Genomic DNA, 17895 nt, shown 5'->3' on the forward strand with positions numbered 1-17895 from the left:
CAACGGGAGGGGGGACGATGGGGTCATGTACGACTTCCGTGTGCCCTGCCTCCTCGTACCCGGTCCCCTCCCGCCCCGTGCGACGGGGCGTACCGCCGCGGGCGACGCCCGTTGCGCGGCGGCGGACCGGGGCCTGCCGTGATCACCGCGGCCGATCTCGCCGACTGCCTGGGCGCGGGGCTGCTGAGGATCGCCGTCCCGGGGCGGGACAGGGTCGTCCACGACGTCGTCCTGGCCGAACCGGGCGACGGCGACGGCACCGGACAGCCCGGCGAGCTCGTCCTCGGCGTCGGAGTGGCCGGCCCGGACGCGGCCGTCGCCCTCCTGGAGAGGGCCGCGCGTTCGGAGGCGGCCGGCGTCGCGGTGCGGAGCCCGCTGGCACAGGACCCCCGTGTCCTGCGCGCCGCCCGGGATTCGCGAACGGCGCTCGCCGAGCTCCAGCCCCATGTCTCCTGGACGCATCTGGTGTGGCTGCTGCGGGGCGTCGTCGACCGCGCGGCGAGCTCGGACGCGCTGGGGCAGGAGGCCCGGGGGATGCCCAGCGACCTGTTCGCGCTGGCCGACACCGCGGCGAAGATCGCCGAGGCCCCGGTGACGATCGAGGACGCGCACTCCAGGGTCCTGGCCTACTCCTCCCCTCAGGACACGGCGGACGCCGCACGCATGTCCACCATCGTGGGGCGGCGCGTGCCGCCGCGTCTGCTCGCCCACTACCGAGCGGCCGGTGTCTTCCGCGAGCTGGCCCGCTCCGACGCGCCCGTCCTGGCCCCGGCGGGACCGGACGGCACCCTGCCGAGGCTGGTCGTCCCGGTGCGGGCGGGGGGCGAGTGGCTGGGCTCGATCTGGGTGGTGGCCCGGCGGCCCGTGCCGGACGACCGCGTCCGCCGCCTCGCCGACACCGCCTCCGTCCTCGCCCTCCACCTGCTCCGGCTGCGGGCCGAGGCCGACATCGCGCGGCGGATGACGGCCGGAGCCCTGCGGGCGGTCCTGCGCGACGGTGTCCGCGCCTCCGGTGTGCCCGCCACCGCGACGCCCGCCCTCCCCCCGGGGCCATGGCGCGTGGTGTGGCTGGCGGACGCAGCCGACCCGGCCGGCGCACGGCCGCGGACGCAGGTGTGGGAACCGGTCGTGCGCCGGTTCGGCTGGCACCAGCCCCTGCTCACCGACCTCGACGGCCTGCTGTTCTGCGTGGTCGCCGATGCTGTGCCGGACGGGCGGCGGACCCCGGTGGACGGCGAGCCCGGTTCGCTGTCCTGGCTGCGGCGCGTACTGTCCCGGACGCGCTCCCACGGCACCGGGCTGCGGGCGGCCGCCGGCGGTCCGGCCCACTCCCCCGCCGAGCTGCCGCGCTCCCGCGTCGAGGCCGCCGAACTCGGCCGGCTGCTCACCTCCGGGCGCCTCGCCCCCGAGCCCGGAGGCGACGGGCTGGTCGTGCTGGAGGAGGCATGGGACGCCGTCGTGGTCGAGCGGGCCCGAGCGGCGGTCGCGGCCGCGCCTCCGCTGCCCGGCACCCCGCTCGCGGCCCTGCGGGCCCACGACCGGGAGCACGGCACCTCCTACCTGCCCACCCTCGGCGCCTGGCTGGACCACTACGGCGATCCGCAGGGGGCCGCGCAGACCCTGCGGATCCATCCCAACACCCTGCGGTACCGGCTGCGCAGACTCGACGACGTGACGCCCCTGGACCTCTCCTCACCACGGCTGCGCCTCGCCCTGCGGCTGCAACTCGCCGCCTGGGAGCACCCCGGGCCCGGCTCCGGCCGGGACCTGCCCGGCCCACCCGGCCCTTGACCGAGCGGCACCGGCGGACCACGGCGGCCGCTCCGGGGCGTGCCCGGGCCGACGTGCCCCACTCTGCCGGAGGCTGCCGGTGTTCGCCGGGGCTCGGTTCCGGCCGGGGCCGCTTCCCCGTCCCGGCCGTCGAATTCCATTCGACGATTCACCACACGTCGAACACCGATGGTCGAACGTCTGGATTCCTGCCCGGAAGTCCATATTGCTGGACGGTTTTCTCCCCGGCCCCCCACATCGGCTCTTGCGCCGTTGATCCACCACTGCCAGCATCACGACCAAGCGGTATTCCCGCGGGCCGCTGCGGGCGAAAGCGACCGCGCTCGGCCCTTTTCCCGTCACCCTGCCATGTGAACACAAGGAGTGCGATGTCCGGTTTACGCGACAGATCGGGGAGGACCAACCGGTGGGCCGGCCTGCTGGCGAGCGGCATGGCCACGCTGCTCGCCGGGCTGAGCGTGCTGGCCACCGGCGACGCCCGGGCGGCGTCCGGATCCGGACACGGAGCCGGACACGGAAAGCGCGCCTCGAGCGCGGCGATGTCCCAGGTCGCCGCGATGCAGCCCGGCTGGAATCTCGGCAACTCCCTCGATGCCACCGGCGACGACGAGACGTCATGGGGAAATCCCCGTATCACCGAGACGCTGCTCGACAATGTCAGGGCACAGGGGTTCAACAGCATTCGCATTCCCGTGACATGGAGCCGGCACCAGGGTCCGGCGCCGGACCACGCCCTCGAGGCGGAATACCTCGACCGCGTCGAGGAGGTCGTCGACTGGGCGCTGGCCGACGGCTTCCACGTCATGGTCAACATTCATCACGACTCCTGGCAGTGGATCGCGGACATGCCGGCCGACCGCGCCGGCGTGCTCGCCCGCTACAACGCCATCTGGGAGCAGCTGGCCGACACCTTCCGGGACCACCCGTCCAGGCTGGTGTTCGAAAGCGTCAACGAACCGCAGTTCAACGGCGGCCAGGACGACGCCCGGAACGCGGAGCTGCTGGACGAGCTCAACACCTCGTTCCACCGCATCGTGCGCCAGTCCGGCGGCGGCAACACCGACCGCCTGCTCGTCCTGCCGACCCTGCACACCTCCGCCGACCAGGCACGGGTGGACGAACTGGCCGACACCATCGCCGCCCTCGGCGACCCCCGCGTCGCCGCGACCGTGCACTACTACGGCTACTGGCCCTTCAGCGTGAACGTGGCGGGCGGCACGCGCTTCGACGCGACCGCGCAGAAGGACCTGACCGATGCGTTCGACCGCGTCCACGACACCTTCGTGGCCCGGGGCGTCCCGGTGATCCTCGGCGAGTACGGCCTGCTGGGCTTCGACCGGCACACCGGCACCATCCAGCAGGGCGAGAAGCTGAAGTTCTTCGAGTACCTCGGGTACCACGCCCGCATCAGGAACATCACGACGATGCTGTGGGACAACGGCCAGCACTTCCGGCGCACCGACTTCCGCTGGAACGACCCGGAGCTGTTCGCCCAGATCAGGTCCGGCTGGAGGACCCGGTCGGGCACGGCCTCCTCCGACCAGGTCTTCAGCGCCCGCGGCGACGCCGTCACCGCCAAGACGCTCACCCTGAACCTCAACGGCACCTCCTTCACCGGACTGCGCCACGGCTCCACCGATCTGGTGCGCGGCAGGGACTACACCGTCCGGGGCGACCGCCTCACCATCACCGCCGCCGCGCTCGCCCGGCTGAGCGGTTCCCGGGCCTACGGCACCAACGCGGTGCTGCACGCGCGGTTCTCGCGCGGCGTGCCCTGGCGGATCGACCTGATCACCCACGACACGCCCGTCCTGCGCGACGCGACCGGTACGACGGACTCCTTCGCCGTTCCCACCGACTTCCGCGGCGACAGGCTCGCCACGATGGAGGCCAGATACGCCGACGGCACCAACGCGGGCCCCCACGACTGGACGCCCTACAAGGAGTTCGACCGCGCGTTCGCACCCGACTACGCGGGCGGCGCCACCACCCTGACGTCCGACTTCTTCGCCGAGGTCAGGGACGGCGCCCGTGTGACGCTCACCTTCCACTACTGGAGCGGGGCGAAGGTGACCTACCACGTCACCAGGTCCGGGAACTCGGTCACCGGCACCACTGCCTGACCGTCGCCGCCCCGGCCCCGGGCGGGTCCGCGCCCGGGGCCGGGGCGGCGCGCGTCTCACAGAACGCGCTGCCCCTTGCCCAGGGCCACCACGCCGTTCTCCGAGACGGAGTACAGCTCCCGGTCGCTTCGCTCGTCGACCCCGACCGCGGCGCCGGGCGGCACCTCTATGTGCTTGTCCAGGATCGCCCCCCTGACGATCGCGCCGCGCCCCACGCGCACGTTGTCGTGCAGGACGCAGTCCTGCACGACCGCTCCCTCCTCGACCACCACACCCGGCGAGAGGACCGAGCGGGTCACCTGGCCGCGGATCAGGCAGCCCGCGCTGACGATGGACTCCCCCGCGATGCCCCCGGCGTTGAAGCGGGCGGGCGACAGCTGGGAGGAGTGGGTGTAGACCGGCCAGTCGCGGTTGTACAGGTTGAAGGCCGGGCGCTCGGCGATCAGGTCCATGTGGGCGTCGTAGTACGCGTCGAGGGTGCCCACGTCACGCCAGTACCCCTGGTCGCGGGCGGTCTCGCCGGGCACGTGGTTGGTGTTGAAGTCGTACAGCTGCGCCTCGCCGCTCTCGGTGAGGATGGGCAGGATGGAACCGCCCATGTCGTGCACGGAGTTCTCGTCCTCGGCGTCCTTGAAGAGGGCCTCCACCAGTGCCCTGGTGGTGAAGACGTAGTTGCCCATGGAGGCGAGGACGGAGTCGGGGTCGTCCTTCAGGCCCGGCGGATCGGCCGGCTTCTCCAGGAAACCCTCGATCGTCCGGCCGTCCGGACCGGGTTTGATGACGCCGAAGGCGGAGGACTCCGCGCGTGGCACCCGGATGCCGGCGACGGTGACCCCGGCGCCGCCGTCGATGTGCTGCCGCAGCATCTGCCGCGGGTCCATGCGGTAGACGTGGTCGGCGCCGAAGACCGCGATGTGGTCGGGGCGCTCGTCCTGGACCAGGTTCAGCGACTGGAGGATGGCGTCGGCGCTGCCCAGGTACCAGTGGGGGCCGAGGCGCTGCTGGGCGGGCACGGGCGTGACGTAGTTGCCCAGCAGACTCGACATCCGCCAGGTGGTGGTGATGTGCCGGTCCAGCGAGTGCGACTTGTACTGGGTCAGGACGCAGATCCGCAGGATGTCGCCGTTGACCAGGTTGGACAGCACGAAGTCGACCAGGCGGTACGTCCCGCCGAAGACGACCGCGGGCTTGGCACGGTCGGCCGTGAGCGGCATCAGCCGCTTGCCCGCCCCGCCGGCCAGCACGATTCCCAGCACCGAAGGTCCGCCGCGTCGCATCGCAGCTCCTCTCTCGCCTCCGCTCCGCCCCGGCCGCACGTCTGTGGGGCCGGTGAGCCGCTTCGGCTCCGCGGGCGAGGGTCTCGGCACGGGCGCCCGCACCGCCGTGGACGCCCGGCGGAAACCCCGCGGCGGCCGGGTCCGCCCTCATACGGCCCTGTCCCCCGAACGTCCTGTTCCAGGGTCGCTCACCCGGCGCGGTTGCGAAAGTCGATCTCCCGGTCGCACACCGGGCCCGTCGGCTCTACCCCACGAGCCGGAAGGCCAGGCAGGCCACGGGGGTGCGGTCGGTGACCGGGGTGCCGATGCGCTCCCAGAACCGGCGGTGGCCCTCGCGCCACTCCTCGAGGGAGGCGTCCCCCTCGCCCTCGGCTGCGGCGTGTTCCCAGGTCACCTCGCCGAAGGGCTTGATCTCGACACCGGTGATCTCGACGGTGGCGACGCGCCGGCCGTGGTCGTCCAGCAGCGCCAGCCGCTCACCCGCGTACTCCAGGCCCTCCGTCTCCTGCGCGTACTCCTGGAGCAGACCGGTCGTGGCGGTCTTCGCCCCGGCGAGGACGAGCGCGTTCAGGCGGGCCCGCAGGTCCCCCGGCGTGCCCAGCTCCAGAGCGCGCATACCGTCCACCCGGGGCCACATCGGTCCACCACCTCGTCTCACCGCCGCCTCGGCATGTCCTTCGCCCCGTGCGACGTCCTCACGCGATCGTACGCCCCGGGCCGGTCCGGGCCGCCTGCTCGTCCGCCGTCACGCCAGCGTTTCGGCGACCACCGCCGCCGCTTTCGCGATCAGTTCGTCGTCGTGGGCGGCGTCCTCCTCGTCGCGGTTCGACATGATCGCCACGACGATGGGAGCGGCGTCGGGCGGCCACACCACGGCGATGTTGTTGCGCACTCCGTAACCACTGCCGGTCCCGGTCTTGTCGCCGACCGCCCAGTCCTCGGGCATGCCGGCCCTGATGAGTCCGGTCCCGGTGACGTTGGTCCGCAGCCACTCGGCGAGCTGCGCGCGTTCGCCTTCTTCGAGGACGTCGCCGAGGACGAACGCGCGCAGGTTCCCGGCGAACGCGCGCGGCGTGCTGGTGTCCCGCGTCTCGCCCGGGGCCCAGCGGCTCAGTTCCGGCTCCCGCCGTTCCATCCGGGTGACGTCGTCACCGAGCTCCTCCAGCACGGCGTCCAGTCCCCCGGGGCCGCCCACCGCGTCGAACAGCAGGTTGGCCGCGGTGTTGTCGCTGAAGCGTACGGCGGCCTCGCACAGCTCACGCAGGGTCATCCCGGTTCGGACGTGCTTCTCGGTCACCGGGGAGTGGGCGATCAGGTCGTCCTCGGAGTACTCGATCACCTTCTCCATTCCGTCCGGCGAGTGCTTCAGCAGCACGGCGCCGGCGGCCAGTGCCTTGAACGTGGAGGCGTAGGCGAAGCGTTCGCCGTCGTTGTAGGCCACCTCGCGTCCGGTGCCGGTGTCCACGGCGTAGACGCCCAGCCGCGCGTCGAACTCGCGCTCCAGTTCCTCCAGGTCGCGGACGAAAGGCTTGGCGGCCGCGGTCGGCTCCGCCGTCGCGCTCGGCTTCGCGTCCGAGCTCGGCGGGGACGGCGCGGCCGGGGACGCGTCCGATCCGCACGCGGCGAGCGGAACGAGGGCGAGCGCGATGAGCGCGCCGAGGGCGCGCCGGGCATGGATGCGCCGCATGGGCCGGACCTCCTGTACGTCCCGTCCACGGGGTGTGCGACGGAAGGGGACGATGCGGCGCCCCATTGTGGTGCACGGCCCTGCGGCCCGGTGCGCTGACGCGCCGTCCCGCGCCGAACCGGCACGGGGGCGGGCCATGGTGCGGATGCCGCGCAGGCGTTGCGTATCGCCTGGAGCCGCCCTGTCAGAGGGCGAGGACGGCCACGCTTCCCAGATAGACGGCGAGCAGCACGATGCCGTCGAATCCGAGCCGCAGCCAGCCGCGCTTCTGCCGCACCAGCATGCCTCCCAGCAGCACGGTGGTCATCAGCAGGGCGGCGCTGGTGAGGAAGAGCTGGTCGGCGCCGGCCGCGTGGTAGAGCGAGCCGCCGCGGAAGAAGAGGTCGCCGATGGCGAGGTTGAGCACGTCCAGGCAGTTGCCGCCCACGATGGCCGCTATCGCCAGGGTCACCGCCCCGCGCCGTACCGCCGCGACCGCCGTCACCGTCTCCGGCAGCGCGTTGACCCCGCCCATCAGGACCGCGCCGACGAAACCCGCGTTCATCCCGGTCACGTCCAGCAGGCTCTCGGCCGCCCGGGCCACGGCCCAGCCGCCCAGCGCGACCATGCCCGCGACCGCCAGGAACTCCCCCCACAGACCGCGGCTGCCCCGCCCGGCGAAACGCTCCTCGTCCGGTGTGTCCGGGACGGTCTCACGGGTGCGGACCGCCCGCCACATCGGCTCGTCCTGATCACGGATCAGCCGTATCCCGCCCCAGTAGAAGGCCGCCAGCACCAGTGAGGCCGGGTGCACTCCCAGCACCGTGACCTCGGGGCCGAAGGAGGCCATCAGCGCCAGGCCGAGCAGGGCGATGAGCAGGCAGCCGAACAGCACGTTGGGCAAGGACGCCGCGGCGTGCTCCAGGTTGACCTTCCGGTAGGAGGCGTCGGCGACCACCACCGCCAGGGTCTGAGCCGCGATGCCGCCCACCGCGTTGCCGTACGCCAGGGTGGGCTGGCCGTCCGCCGCGCTGACCGCCGTCATCACGATGCCCGACAGGGATGTGATCAGTCCGAAGAAGACCGCGCCGAACAGCGCCTCGCCCCAGCCCGTCCGGTCTGCGAGGGTGTCGCCCAGCGCCGCGAGCCGGACGCTGCACACCACGGTGACGGCCGCGGCCGCCAGGAAGATCGCGATACTCCAGCCCAGGCTCCACGATCCGGTCCAGGCTGCGAGCATCTTCACCCTCCTCGTCACACGTGTCACGGTCCTCTGCCGCATGCCCAGAGCACCGGCGAACAGACCACCGGAAACGGGCGAACGCGCCGGTGGTGCCCGCCCTCCCTCTCACCCTCTTCCCTGGACGGCGACGGCGACGGCGCCGTGAGGGGTGAGCGGTTGGCGGTGAGGGGTGGGCGGACAGGAGAGGTGACGCCCGTTCAGGGTCCGTTTTCGGCCTTTCCCGCTCCGGTCACCTCAGTACGCCCCGGGCAGGGGTCCGCACCCCCTATCCTTCTACAGACATGTAGAAAACACGAGGAGGTCGTGTGCGCCGCCCGCTGCCCGCGCGCGTTCCGCCGGGACGGACCGCGGCGGTCCACGACTCAGGGGGCCGGGCCTCGGAGCCGATCGGTCAACGCACGGACCGGCCGCCGCGGTTCCGGCCGAAGGGCGTGGCGTTCCGCGTCCGGTGGCGCGCCTTCGGACGCCGTTCCGCCCGCACCCGCACCTCACTCACACACCGTCAGCCTGGGAGGGCGTACGTGGCTTCGATCGACCTGGACAAGGTGCTGGACAAGGCGTGGGCGGACAAGGCCCTGCCGGAGATACTCCAGGCGCCCGTCTCCGCCATGAAGGGTGTCTCCGACCGCGACGGCGAACTGCTGGACGAGGCGTTCGGCGTGAAGACCGTGGCCGATCTGGCCGGGTTGAAGTACGTCCGCTGGGCCCAGGCGCTGGCCGCGCTGGACACCACCGCCAAGTAACCCCGATGGGCCGCGCGGCGCCGCGCACGGCACAGCCCCCGCTCCCCCGTCGCGGCGCCGCGCGCCCTCACAGCACAGACACACGCACACGTAAAGGAGAACGCCGCGATGGTGTTCAAACGGCTGCTCGGCTCGCTCGGTGTGGGCGGCCCCACGGTGGACACGGTCCTGGACCCGGGCGCGGCCCTGCCGGGCGGTCCTCTGTCCGGGCAGGTGCATCTCAAGGGCGGCAGCGCCGACTTCGACATCGAGCACATCACCCTGGAACTGATCGCCCGTGTCGAGGTCGAGCACGAGGAGGGCGAGTCCGAGGGCGGGATCGTCTTCGAGCGCTTCACCGTGGCCGGCGGCTTCCGCCTGACCGAGGGCGAGGAGCGCGCCGTTCCGTTCACCGTGACGCTGCCGTGGGAGACCCCGGTCACCGAGCTGTACGGCCAGCCCCTGGGCATCGTCCTCGGGGTGCGCACCGAGCTGGCCGTGGCCGGCGCGAAGGACAAGGGCGACCTCGACCCGCTGACCGTCGGCCCGCTGCCCGCTCAGGAGGCGGTCCTGCAGGCGCTGGGACAGCTCGGGTTCGGCTTCAAGTCCGCCGACCTGGAGTACGGCCGCATCCACGGCACCGGGCAGACCCTGCCCTTCTACCAGGAGATCGAGCTCACCCCCGCTCCGCAGTACGCGCACGCGGTCAACGAGATCGAGGTGACCTTCCTGGCCCACCCCGGTGGCATGGAGGTGGTGCTGGAGGCCGACAAGCGCGGTGGCCTGTTCTCCGGCGGGCACGACGCCCTCACCCGGTTCGCCGTCGGTCACCAGGACGTCCGCGACTGGAACACCGAGGTGGACGGCTGGGTCAGACAACTCGTCGAGCACCGTGCCGCGTACGGGGCACACGGCGGGTACGGCCACGCCGACCCCTACGGCCACCACCACGGCGAGCACCACGACGGCCACCGCTCCGGTCCCGGTATGGGCACCGCCATCGCCGCGGGCGCGGCCGGGCTCGCGGTCGGCGTCGCCGGCGGGATGGTCGCGGCCGAGGTCGTCGACGAGATCGGCGACGCCTTCGAGGACGAGGACGAGGGCGACGAGGGCTGACCCGCAGGGTCTGTGTCCGGGCCGCGGTGGTGCGCGGCCCGGACCCCCGCCGCCGCTCCCGGCGGCGGGGGCGGTGGTCGGCGAGGCCGCCGCTCCCGGCGGTCTACAGCGGGGTGGCCGCCTTGAGCACGAGGAAGAGGGTGACGGCGGAGTTCGCCGACGACAGCGCCGAGACGGTCGTTCCCGCCGCGGCCGTCCAGGCCGCCAGCCCCGCCGTGGTGAACACCGGCGGCCAGCTGCGCACCGCCGGAGCAGGCTCCAGCAGGGCTGCCACCCGCCGCGGTACCGGCCCGGCCCCGGCGAAACGGGCGAGTGCCGGGGCCGGGCCGGTACCGCGGGAGACCAGCGCGGCCCTGCCCACCGCCCGGGCCACCGCCCGCCGGCTGCCGACCGCCTCCGCCGCCTCCTCGTCCGCCCACCGCTCCGTCGTGTAGGACACCGCCGTCCGCAGCGGCCGCAGGAAGGGGTTCGCCCGCGCGGCCAGGTGTACCACCAGCAGAAATCGGTGGTGTCGGCCGGTCAGATGCGCCCGCTCGTGCGCGAACAGCGCCCGCCGCTCCTCACCCCCCAGGCACGACAGCATCGCCGTGGACACCACCACCCGTCCCCGCCGGCCCCGGCCCGCGGGCAGCGCGTACGCGTACGGCTCGCCGTCGGGCAGGACCGCCACGGAGCGGCCGCGCGCGCCCGTCAGCGCCCGTACCGCCCGGCGCCGCACCCGGCGGTGCACCCACAGCGTCCGCGCGCAGGCCGCCACGACCGCCAGCAGCGCTGGGATGGCCGCCCGGCCCGCGACCTCGTCGTAGGGGACCGCCTCGCGTACCTCCTCGTCCGACCAGCCGTCCGGCAGCGGGTTGCCCGGCAGCTGTGCCGTGCCCACCACCATCAGCAGCACCAGGCACACCGTGCTGCACACCGCCAGCACACCGGCCGCCGCCGACAGCAGCACCGTGGCGGTGCGCGGGTGCAGATGCTGCTCGGCCAGGCGCGCGATCGGCCAGGCCGTCAGCGGCAGCACCAGCGGCAGGAAGACGAAGACCCCCACAACCGCCTCATTCCCCCGGCTCTTCGGCCCGCTCCAGCAGCTCCCGCAGCAGCCGCTCGTCTCCCGGCGGCAGGGAGGTCACAAAACTCGCCAGCACCGCCTGACGGTCACTCTCCCCGTCCAGCACCCGCCGCATGCGCAGCGCCGCCAGCCCCGCCTCGTCCGCCGTCGGCGACCACACGAACGAGCGTCCCGCCTTCTCCCGCACCACCGCGCCCTTGGCCAGCAGCCGGGTCAGAATGGTGATCACGGTGGTGTACGCCAGATCGCCGCCGAGCCGCTCCCTCACCCAGGCGGTGTCCACCGGTCCCGGTGCCTGGCGCAGCGCCGACAGCACCTGCACCTCCAGCTCGCCCTGGCCGCGCCGGCGCGCACGGGGCCGCCCGGCCCTCTCCTGGTCCACCCTGCCGTCTCCTTCCAGCCATGCCCCCGTCACCCCGGCCGGGCCGGCCGTACATCGTAGGCGAGCGGTGGCCGGACCGGCACTCCGAGGCCTCCGCGCCTCCGCGGACCGTGAGGTCTTCGGCGGCCGGGCCGGGGCGCGGCGCCGGCGCGCGCACCCGTCAGTCCGCTCCGACGTCGTCCAGGAAGGCGAGCATACGGGTCAGGACCTTCACGCAGGCGTCCACGTCGGCCCCGGTCAGGCCGCCTCCCACCTGGCCCAGCAGCGCCTGCTCGCGCGCGTGCAGCGCGCCGACGGCCGCCCTGCCCCGGTCGGTCAGCCGGATCAGCGGGGACCTCCGGTGAGCCGGGTTGGGGACGGCCTCGGCCAGTCCCCGCTCCACCGCGTCGTTGACCATCCGCTGCACGAACTGCCGGCTCAGCGCCTGGGCGCGGCCCATCCGGGGCACCGTCATGGGTCCGTGCTCGCGCAGCAGATCCAGGACGGCGCGCACCCCGACTGACAGTCCGTCGGCCGGCGCGATCTGCTCCACCTTGCGGTGGGCCCGTCGGTACAGCGGGCCCACCAGGGCGAACACCTCGGCCAGTCGGTCGGCGAGTTCGCCGGGCGGCAGGGGATCGTCGGGAGTGCGGGTGTCCGTCATCCCGCCAGGATGACACCCCTGTTGCCAATCTCGCGGAAGAATGACACCTTGGTTGTCATGTCTGATCGTGGTGAACACTCGCGGACACTCACGTTCACAACCTCCGACGGCTCCCTCGCCTACCGCGACGAGGGAACGGGGCCGACCGTGGTCCTGCTCCACGGCGGCCACCTCGACCACACCATGTGGGACGAGCAGATCCGGGCCCTCTCACCGCACCACCGCGTCATCGCTCCGGACGCCCGCGGACACGGCGGCTCCTCGAACGCGACCCGGCCGTTCCGCCCCGCCGACGACCTCGCAGCGCTGCTGCGGCACCTCGACGCCGCGCCGGCCGTCCTCGTCGGACTCTCCATGGGCGGGGCCACCGCGGTCGACACCGCGCTCGAACACCCCGGACTGGTACGCGCCCTGGTCGTCAGCGGCGCCGGAACCAGCCGGCCGGTCTTCGAGACCTCCTGGAGCCGGCGGCTCCTGGCCGAACAGCGGCACGCGATCGCCTCCGGTGATGTCGAGGGCTGGCTGGACTCCTTTCTGCTCTTCGCCGTCGGGCCGCACCGCGACCTCGGCGACCTCGACCGGGAGGTGGTACGGCGGTTGCGCACGACGGCCCTGCGGACGGCCGCCAAGCACACGGGCGACGAGCCGGACCTCCTCGCCCCGGTCCCAGACCCCTGGGGGCGGGCCGCGGAAATCGGTGTGCCGCTCCTGGCGATCAACGGCGCGATCGACTCCCACGACCACATCGCCATGGCCGAACGCCTCGTCCGCACGGTCCCCGGCGGCCGCGCCGAGACCATCGAGGGCGCGGCCCACTACCCCAACATGGAGAACCCCGCCGCCTACAACGCCCTGCTGTCCGAATTCCTGCGGACCCTTCCGGACCGAGGGGCGGGGCGGACAGGGCCGCGGGAGTCCTTGCGGTAGCGCTGCCTGCCATCCCGGGCCGAGAATCGGAGCGGAAAGCCGCTTTCGCACCGTTCGTTCTTGCCTGTGAGGCAAAGAACTTGCCCCACAGGCACAAACATGGCTCAATGAATGCATGGGCCAAAGAACTCCCGACACGGGCATGGACCTGCCCAGTGTCGCGCCCCGCCTGCGCGAGCTGCGCAGGCGGGGCGGACTCACCCTGGAGGCCGCCGCCGAGCGGCTCGACCTGTCCCCGGCGCACCTGTCCCGTCTGGAGACCGGGCAGCGCCAGCCGTCGCTGCCGCTCCTGCTGGCCCTCGCCCGGACCTACGGCACCACGGTCGCGGACCTGCTGGGCGAGGCTCCCCCCGACAGGGATCCGGTCATCCGGGCCGGGCAGGTGGAACCGGTCGAGGCCGGCGGCTGGGTCTACCGGCAGGCCGGCGGATCACGGCGGGCCATGCAGGCACTGCGCGTGCACATCCCCCCGGACGCCCAGAACGACCTGGTCCGCACCCACGCCGGAGAGGAGTGGCTGTACGTCCTCACCGGCCGCCTCCGCCTCGCTCTGGGAAGCGACGAGCACCTTCTCGGCCCCGGCGACTCGGCCCACTACGACAGCCTGACGCCCCACCGGATCACCGCCGTCCCCCCGGAGGGGGCCGACCTGCTCTTCGTCCACACACTGCTGCGGAGCGACGTCGGCGATCTGTGTCTGGGCGGCGGGGGATGACCCGCCCGGCGAGGCGCCCGGCGGCACACCGACTCATCGCGACCTTCGGAAGGTGACACCCATGCCGAGTGAAGACACCGGTGTCGAGCGCGGCGACGGCCGCTTCCCCCGTGGACTCGTTCTCCGCCTGTTCGCCTACATAGTCGCGGGTCACGTCTTCGCGTTCTTCCTCTACCTGCTGTTCACGCTCGGAGGCGAGTAACCCCTCCCGCCTTCGCGGCGCCGGTGCGCGGTCGCTTTCGGCCGCGCACCGGCGCCGGACGGGAAGGACCGCCCGCCTCCTCAGGTCTTGGCCCGGTAGGCCCTCATCGCCAGCGGGTAGAAGACCGCCGCTATCCCCACCGCCCAGACCAGCGACCACAGCAGCGGCCGGCCCACCTCGCCGCCCAGCAGCAGACCGCGGTACGCGTCCGACAGGTGGGTGACCGGGTTGACGTCCGCCCAGGCCTGGAGCCAGCCGGGCATGGTGTCGACGACGACGAAGGCGCTGCTGGTGAAGGTGATGGGGAAGATCAGGGTGAAGCCGAACGCCTGGACCTTCTCCGCGTCGCCCGCCAGCATGCCGATCAGCACCGCGCACCAGGACACCGCCGCCGCGAAGACGACGAGCAGCAGCGCACCCGCCAGGAAGCCGCCGAAGCCGCCGGTGACGCGGAAGCCGAGCGCCAGACCGAGGGCGATCATCAGCAGCATCGCCCACACATGCTTGGCCAGGTCGGCCGTGATCCGGCCGATCAGCGGGGCGGAACGGGCTATCGGCAGGCTTCGCAGCCGGTCGAAGACGCCCTTGGTGAGGTCGGTGTTGAGGGCCAGCGCCGTGTAGGTGGTCATGAACAGGGTGTTCTGGACGATGATCCCCGGCAGCGCGTACGTCAGGTAGACGTCGGGTGACCCGGCCATCTGGCCACCGAGCACATAGGTGAAGAGGAAGACGAACATGATCGGTGTGATGCTGTAGTCGACGAGCTCGAGCGGGTTGTGCTTGATGGCGACCAGGCTGCGCCACGCCATGGTGGCGGTCTGCCGCAGTCCGGCGCCCGGGCGGACCCTGCCGCCGGCCGCGACGGGGGTGCCGGCTGTCGTGGCGGTCATGACGCGCTCACCGTCCTCTCCTCGTTCCGCTCCCCGGCCCGGGCGTCCGCTTCCCGCCGTCCCCCGTCCGGCCCGGCACGGTGGCCGGTCAGCGCGAGGAAGACCTCGTCCAGCGAAGAGCGGCGCAGCATCAGCTCGCCGACCGCGATACCGGCTCCGTCCAGACCGCGGACCACCGCGGGCATCAGCTCCGGATCGCCGACCGGCGCCGTGACCGCCTCCCCCTCGATCCGGGTCTGGGGCCCGGCCGCCCGCGCCACCAGGGAGTGCGCGGCCGCCAGGTCGCCCTCCCGCAGCGGCCGCACCTGGAGCACCTGGCCGCCCACCTGCGACTTCAGCTCGTCGGGGGTGCCCTCGGCGATGACCCTGCCCTTGTCGATCACCACGATCCGGTCGGCGAGCAGATCCGCCTCGTTCAGGTACTGCGTGGTCAGCAGCGCGGTCACGCCCTCGGCGACCAGGCCGCGCAGCATGTCCCACAGCTCCCCGCGGCTGCGCGGGTCGAGGCCGGTCGTCGGCTCGTCGAGGAAGAGAATGCTGGGCCGGCCCACCAGACTCGCCGCCAGGTCCAGCCTGCGCCTCATGCCTCCCGAGAACGTCTTCACCGCTCGCCCGGACGCCTCCGTCAGCCCGAAGCGCTCCAGCAGCTCGGCCGCCCGTGCCTTCGCCCGGCGCCTGGGGATCCCCAGCAGCCGCCCGATCAGCAGCAGGTTCTCCGTGCCGGTGAGGTTCTCGTCGACCGCCGCGTACTGGCCGGTCAGACCGACCAGGGAGCGCACGACCCCCGCCTCGCGCACCACGTCGTGGCCGGCGACCTCGGCCCGCCCCGCGTCCGGCTGGAGCAGGGTGGCGAAGATCCGCACGGCGGTGGTCTTGCCCGCTCCGTTCGGCCCGAGCAGCCCCAGCACCGTCCCGGTGCGGGCCTCCAGGTCCACGCCGTCCAGCGCCCTGGTGTCCTTGAAGCGTTTGGCCAGGCCCTCGGCCTGGATCGCGTACGCGCGTGCCATGGGGGTTCGCCTCCTCGAACCGAGGTCGCGTTCGGGTGCCGCATCCGGGCCCCCGCCTCGGGGAGCGGCCCTACGAACAACTGTGACGCACGCCACTGACAGCCGTCGCGGTGGTCCGATCGCGTAGGGTCGGCGGGATGGCGAGGTATTTCGACGTGCACCCCGACAACCCCCAGCAGCGCACCATCGGCACCGTGGTGGACGGCATCCGGTCCGGCGGACTCGTCGCGTATCCCACCGACTCCTGCTTCGCGCTGGGATGCCGGCTGGGCAACCGCGACGGCATCGCCCGGATCAGGTCGATCAGGAACCTCGACGACCGCCACCACTTCACCCTGGTGTGCCGGGACTTCGCGCAGATGAGCCAGTTCGTGCGCATCGACAACGACGTGTTCCGGGCGATCAAGGCGGCCACGCCCGGCAGCTACACCTTCATCCTTCCCGCGACGAAGGAGGTGCCGCGCCAGCTGCTGCACCCGAAGAAGAAGACGGTGGGGGTCCGCATCCCCGACCATGTCGTCACCCGGGCCCTGCTCGACGAGCTCGGCGAGCCGCTGCTGTCCAGCACCCTGCTCCTGCCCGGCGAGGAGGAGCCGCTGACGCAGGGCTGGGAGATCAAGGAGCGGCTCGACCACGTGGTCGACGCCGTGCTGGACTCGGGCGACTGCGGCACCGAGCCGACCACGGTCGTCGACTTCTCCGGAGGCGAGGCGGAGATCGTGCGCCGGGGAGCGGGCGACACCTCCCGGTTCGAGTGACCGGGCCGACTCCCCCGCCCCCCGGCTCCCTGTCCCCGAGACCCTTCGATGGAGGCACCGACATGACGAGCACCCCGCCGGTCACGCTGGAGGACGTCCGCGACGCCGCGGCGCGGATCGAGGGCGTCGCCCACCGCACCCCCGTGCTGCGCTCACGCACCCTGGACTCCCTCGCCGGCGCGGAGGTCTTCCTCAAGTGCGAGAACCTCCAGCGCGTCGGGGCCTTCAAGTTCCGCGGCGCCTACAACGCCGCCTCACGCCTGTCGTCCGAGCAACTGGCCCGGGGCATCGCCGCCTACTCCTCGGGCAACCACGCACAGGCCGTCGCCCTGGCCGCGCGTGAGCTGGGCACCACCGCGGTGATCCTGATGCCCGAGGACACCCCCCGCTCCAAGCTGGAGGCCACCGCCGGATACGGAGCGGAGATCGTCACCTACGACCGCTACACCGGTGACCGGGTCGCCCTGGGCGGGGCGCTGGCCGCCGAGCGCGGGCTGACGCTGATCCCGCCCTACGAGCACCCGCACATCATCGCCGGCCAGGGCACCGCCGCGCTGGAGCTGATCGAGGAGGTGGGCGAGCTCGACGCCCTGGTGGCCCCGGTCGGCGGCGGCGGGCTGATCGCCGGCAGCGCCACGGCCGCCAAGGGGCTGCTGCCCGGGATCCGGGTGATCGGTGTCGAGCCGGAGGCCGGGGACGACACCAGGCGTTCGCTGGAGTCGGGGGGACGTGTCTCGATCCCCGTGCCGCGCACCATCGCCGACGGTCTGGCCGCGGAGACGCCCGGGGAGCTGACCTTCTCCGTCAACCGCCGGCTGGTCGACGAGATCGTCCTGGTGGACGACGACCGGATCCGCGAGGCGATGCGGCTGGCCTTCGAACGGCTGAAAACGGTCGTCGAGCCCAGCGGCGCCGCCGCCTTGGCGGCCGTGCTCGCCGGGCGCCCGGATCCTCTCCCGCGCCGTATCGGCGTCATCGTCTCCGGTGGCAACGTCGGCGCGCGGCGCTTCGCCGAGCTCCTCGGGGGCTGACCGCCCCGGGGGCACCGGCCACTGAGCCGGGCGGGCCGACCGGTCGGCCCGCCCGGCTCAGTGGCCGGAATGGTCTGAATGGTCGGAGTGGTCGTGGTCATCGCCCTGCGGCGGGCGGAGGGACGCTCCCGGTACGGCGCCGGAGAACTGCCCGGCCGCGCCGTTGCGGGCGCCCTCGGGCCATACGAGTACCTGGTAGCCGACGGCCACGATGTCGGGCACGGCCCAGGCGCTCAGTTCCGTCGTGCTCTCGCCCGGCGCCAGTTCGCCCTCGAAGCCGCCGTCGTCGTCGGCCCTCTGGGCCATGCCGCCCACCTCGACCCCCACCCACTGGAC

At 72.9% G+C, this 17895-nt stretch carries 19 protein-coding genes; 9 read left to right on the plus strand and 10 right to left on the minus strand.

Features of this window, described 5'->3' with window-relative positions; translation table 11 throughout:
- Positions 1–138: 138 nt before the first annotated feature.
- Together L7D48_RS29450 and L7D48_RS13115 are read left to right on the plus strand one after the other, a co-directional pair.
- Positions 139–1791 carry a CdaR family transcriptional regulator gene (locus tag L7D48_RS29450; RefSeq protein WP_237879601.1) on the plus strand — a complete coding sequence of 551 codons (1653 nt, stop codon included), beginning with the start codon at positions 139–141 and terminating at the stop codon, positions 1789–1791.
- Between the two features lie 368 nt (positions 1792–2159).
- Entirely contained in the window at positions 2160–3914 is a 1755-nt protein-coding gene (locus L7D48_RS13115) for a cellulase family glycosylhydrolase (protein WP_237879602.1), read from the plus strand.
- A 56-nt stretch (positions 3915–3970) separates the two neighbouring features.
- Here L7D48_RS13115 and glgC read toward each other — a convergent pair whose 3' ends face one another.
- The 4 genes from glgC to L7D48_RS13135 all read right to left on the minus strand — a co-directional run bounded on the left by glgC (position 3971) and on the right by L7D48_RS13135 (position 8097).
- Positions 3971–5191, minus strand: a complete 1221-nt coding sequence (glgC, locus tag L7D48_RS13120) for a glucose-1-phosphate adenylyltransferase (RefSeq protein WP_237879603.1) — start codon at positions 5189–5191, stop codon at positions 3971–3973.
- A 244-nt stretch (positions 5192–5435) separates the two neighbouring features.
- Complete coding sequence (locus tag L7D48_RS13125) at positions 5436–5807, minus strand: ASCH domain-containing protein (protein ID WP_237879604.1); 372 nt, start codon at positions 5805–5807, stop codon at positions 5436–5438.
- Positions 5808–5936: 129 nt separating this feature from the next.
- The gene (gene bla / locus L7D48_RS13130) at positions 5937–6878 is read right to left on the minus strand and encodes a class A beta-lactamase (RefSeq protein WP_237879605.1); all 942 of its coding nucleotides are present in this window, start codon (positions 6876–6878) and stop codon (positions 5937–5939) included.
- A 184-nt stretch (positions 6879–7062) separates the two neighbouring features.
- Positions 7063–8097 (minus strand): sodium:calcium antiporter, encoded by a 1035-nt coding sequence (locus L7D48_RS13135; protein ID WP_237879606.1) that lies wholly within the window; start codon positions 8095–8097, stop codon positions 7063–7065.
- A 524-nt stretch (positions 8098–8621) separates the two neighbouring features.
- Here L7D48_RS13135 and L7D48_RS13140 point away from each other — a divergent pair.
- Together L7D48_RS13140 and L7D48_RS13145 are read left to right on the plus strand one after the other, a co-directional pair.
- A complete protein-coding gene (locus L7D48_RS13140) occupies positions 8622–8843 on the plus strand; it encodes a hypothetical protein (protein WP_237879607.1) in 222 nt (73 codons plus the stop codon).
- Positions 8844–8951: 108 nt separating this feature from the next.
- On the plus strand, positions 8952–9938 hold the full coding sequence (locus L7D48_RS13145; protein WP_237879608.1) for a sporulation protein: 987 nt from the start codon (positions 8952–8954) through the stop codon (positions 9936–9938).
- A 103-nt stretch (positions 9939–10041) separates the two neighbouring features.
- Here the strand turns inward: L7D48_RS13145 and L7D48_RS13150 are convergent, their stop codons facing one another.
- The 3 genes from L7D48_RS13150 to L7D48_RS13160 form a co-directional block, all read right to left on the minus strand.
- Positions 10042–10983, minus strand: a complete 942-nt coding sequence (locus tag L7D48_RS13150) for a M56 family metallopeptidase (RefSeq protein WP_237879609.1) — start codon at positions 10981–10983, stop codon at positions 10042–10044.
- Positions 10984–10990: 7 nt separating this feature from the next.
- Positions 10991–11386 (minus strand): BlaI/MecI/CopY family transcriptional regulator, encoded by a 396-nt coding sequence (locus tag L7D48_RS13155; protein WP_237879610.1) that lies wholly within the window; start codon positions 11384–11386, stop codon positions 10991–10993.
- Between the two features lie 160 nt (positions 11387–11546).
- The gene (locus L7D48_RS13160) at positions 11547–12029 is read right to left on the minus strand and encodes a MarR family winged helix-turn-helix transcriptional regulator (protein ID WP_237879611.1); all 483 of its coding nucleotides are present in this window, start codon (positions 12027–12029) and stop codon (positions 11547–11549) included.
- Positions 12030–12086: 57 nt separating this feature from the next.
- Here L7D48_RS13160 and L7D48_RS13165 point away from each other — a divergent pair, with 57 nt between their 5' ends.
- The 3 genes from L7D48_RS13165 (at position 12087) to L7D48_RS13175 (ending at position 13873) form a co-directional block, all read left to right on the plus strand.
- Complete coding sequence (locus L7D48_RS13165) at positions 12087–12956, plus strand: alpha/beta fold hydrolase (RefSeq protein ID WP_237879612.1); 870 nt, start codon at positions 12087–12089, stop codon at positions 12954–12956.
- A gap of 115 nt (positions 12957–13071) precedes the next feature.
- Entirely contained in the window at positions 13072–13671 is a 600-nt protein-coding gene (locus L7D48_RS13170) for a helix-turn-helix domain-containing protein (RefSeq protein ID WP_237879613.1), read from the plus strand.
- A gap of 61 nt (positions 13672–13732) precedes the next feature.
- Entirely contained in the window at positions 13733–13873 is a 141-nt protein-coding gene (locus tag L7D48_RS13175) for a DUF6126 family protein (RefSeq protein WP_165869437.1), read from the plus strand.
- Positions 13874–13953: 80 nt separating this feature from the next.
- Here L7D48_RS13175 and L7D48_RS13180 read toward each other — a convergent pair whose 3' ends face one another.
- Positions 13954–14763, minus strand: coding sequence for an ABC transporter permease (locus L7D48_RS13180; RefSeq protein WP_237879614.1), 810 nt, complete (start codon positions 14761–14763; stop codon positions 13954–13956).
- The gene (locus tag L7D48_RS13185) at positions 14760–15770 is read right to left on the minus strand and encodes an ATP-binding cassette domain-containing protein (protein ID WP_237879615.1); all 1011 of its coding nucleotides are present in this window, start codon (positions 15768–15770) and stop codon (positions 14760–14762) included. Before L7D48_RS13185 ends, L7D48_RS13180 begins: the two co-directional genes overlap by 4 nt.
- Before the next feature lie 137 nt (positions 15771–15907).
- Between L7D48_RS13185 and L7D48_RS13190 the strand changes: the two genes are divergently transcribed.
- Together L7D48_RS13190 and L7D48_RS13195 are read left to right on the plus strand one after the other, a co-directional pair.
- The gene (locus L7D48_RS13190; protein WP_237879616.1) at positions 15908–16528 is read left to right on the plus strand and encodes an L-threonylcarbamoyladenylate synthase; all 621 of its coding nucleotides are present in this window, start codon (positions 15908–15910) and stop codon (positions 16526–16528) included.
- 62 nt (positions 16529–16590) lie between these two features.
- Complete coding sequence (locus tag L7D48_RS13195; RefSeq protein ID WP_237879617.1) at positions 16591–17559, plus strand: pyridoxal-phosphate dependent enzyme; 969 nt, start codon at positions 16591–16593, stop codon at positions 17557–17559.
- Between the two features lie 57 nt (positions 17560–17616).
- Here L7D48_RS13195 and L7D48_RS13200 read toward each other — a convergent pair.
- On the minus strand, positions 17617–17895 hold a 279-nt coding region (locus L7D48_RS13200; RefSeq protein WP_237879618.1), incomplete at its 5' end, for a hypothetical protein.

The organism is Streptomyces sp. ICN903, from assembly GCF_022015835.1.
Classification (GTDB): domain Bacteria; phylum Actinomycetota; class Actinomycetes; order Streptomycetales; family Streptomycetaceae; genus Streptomyces; species Streptomyces fenghuangensis.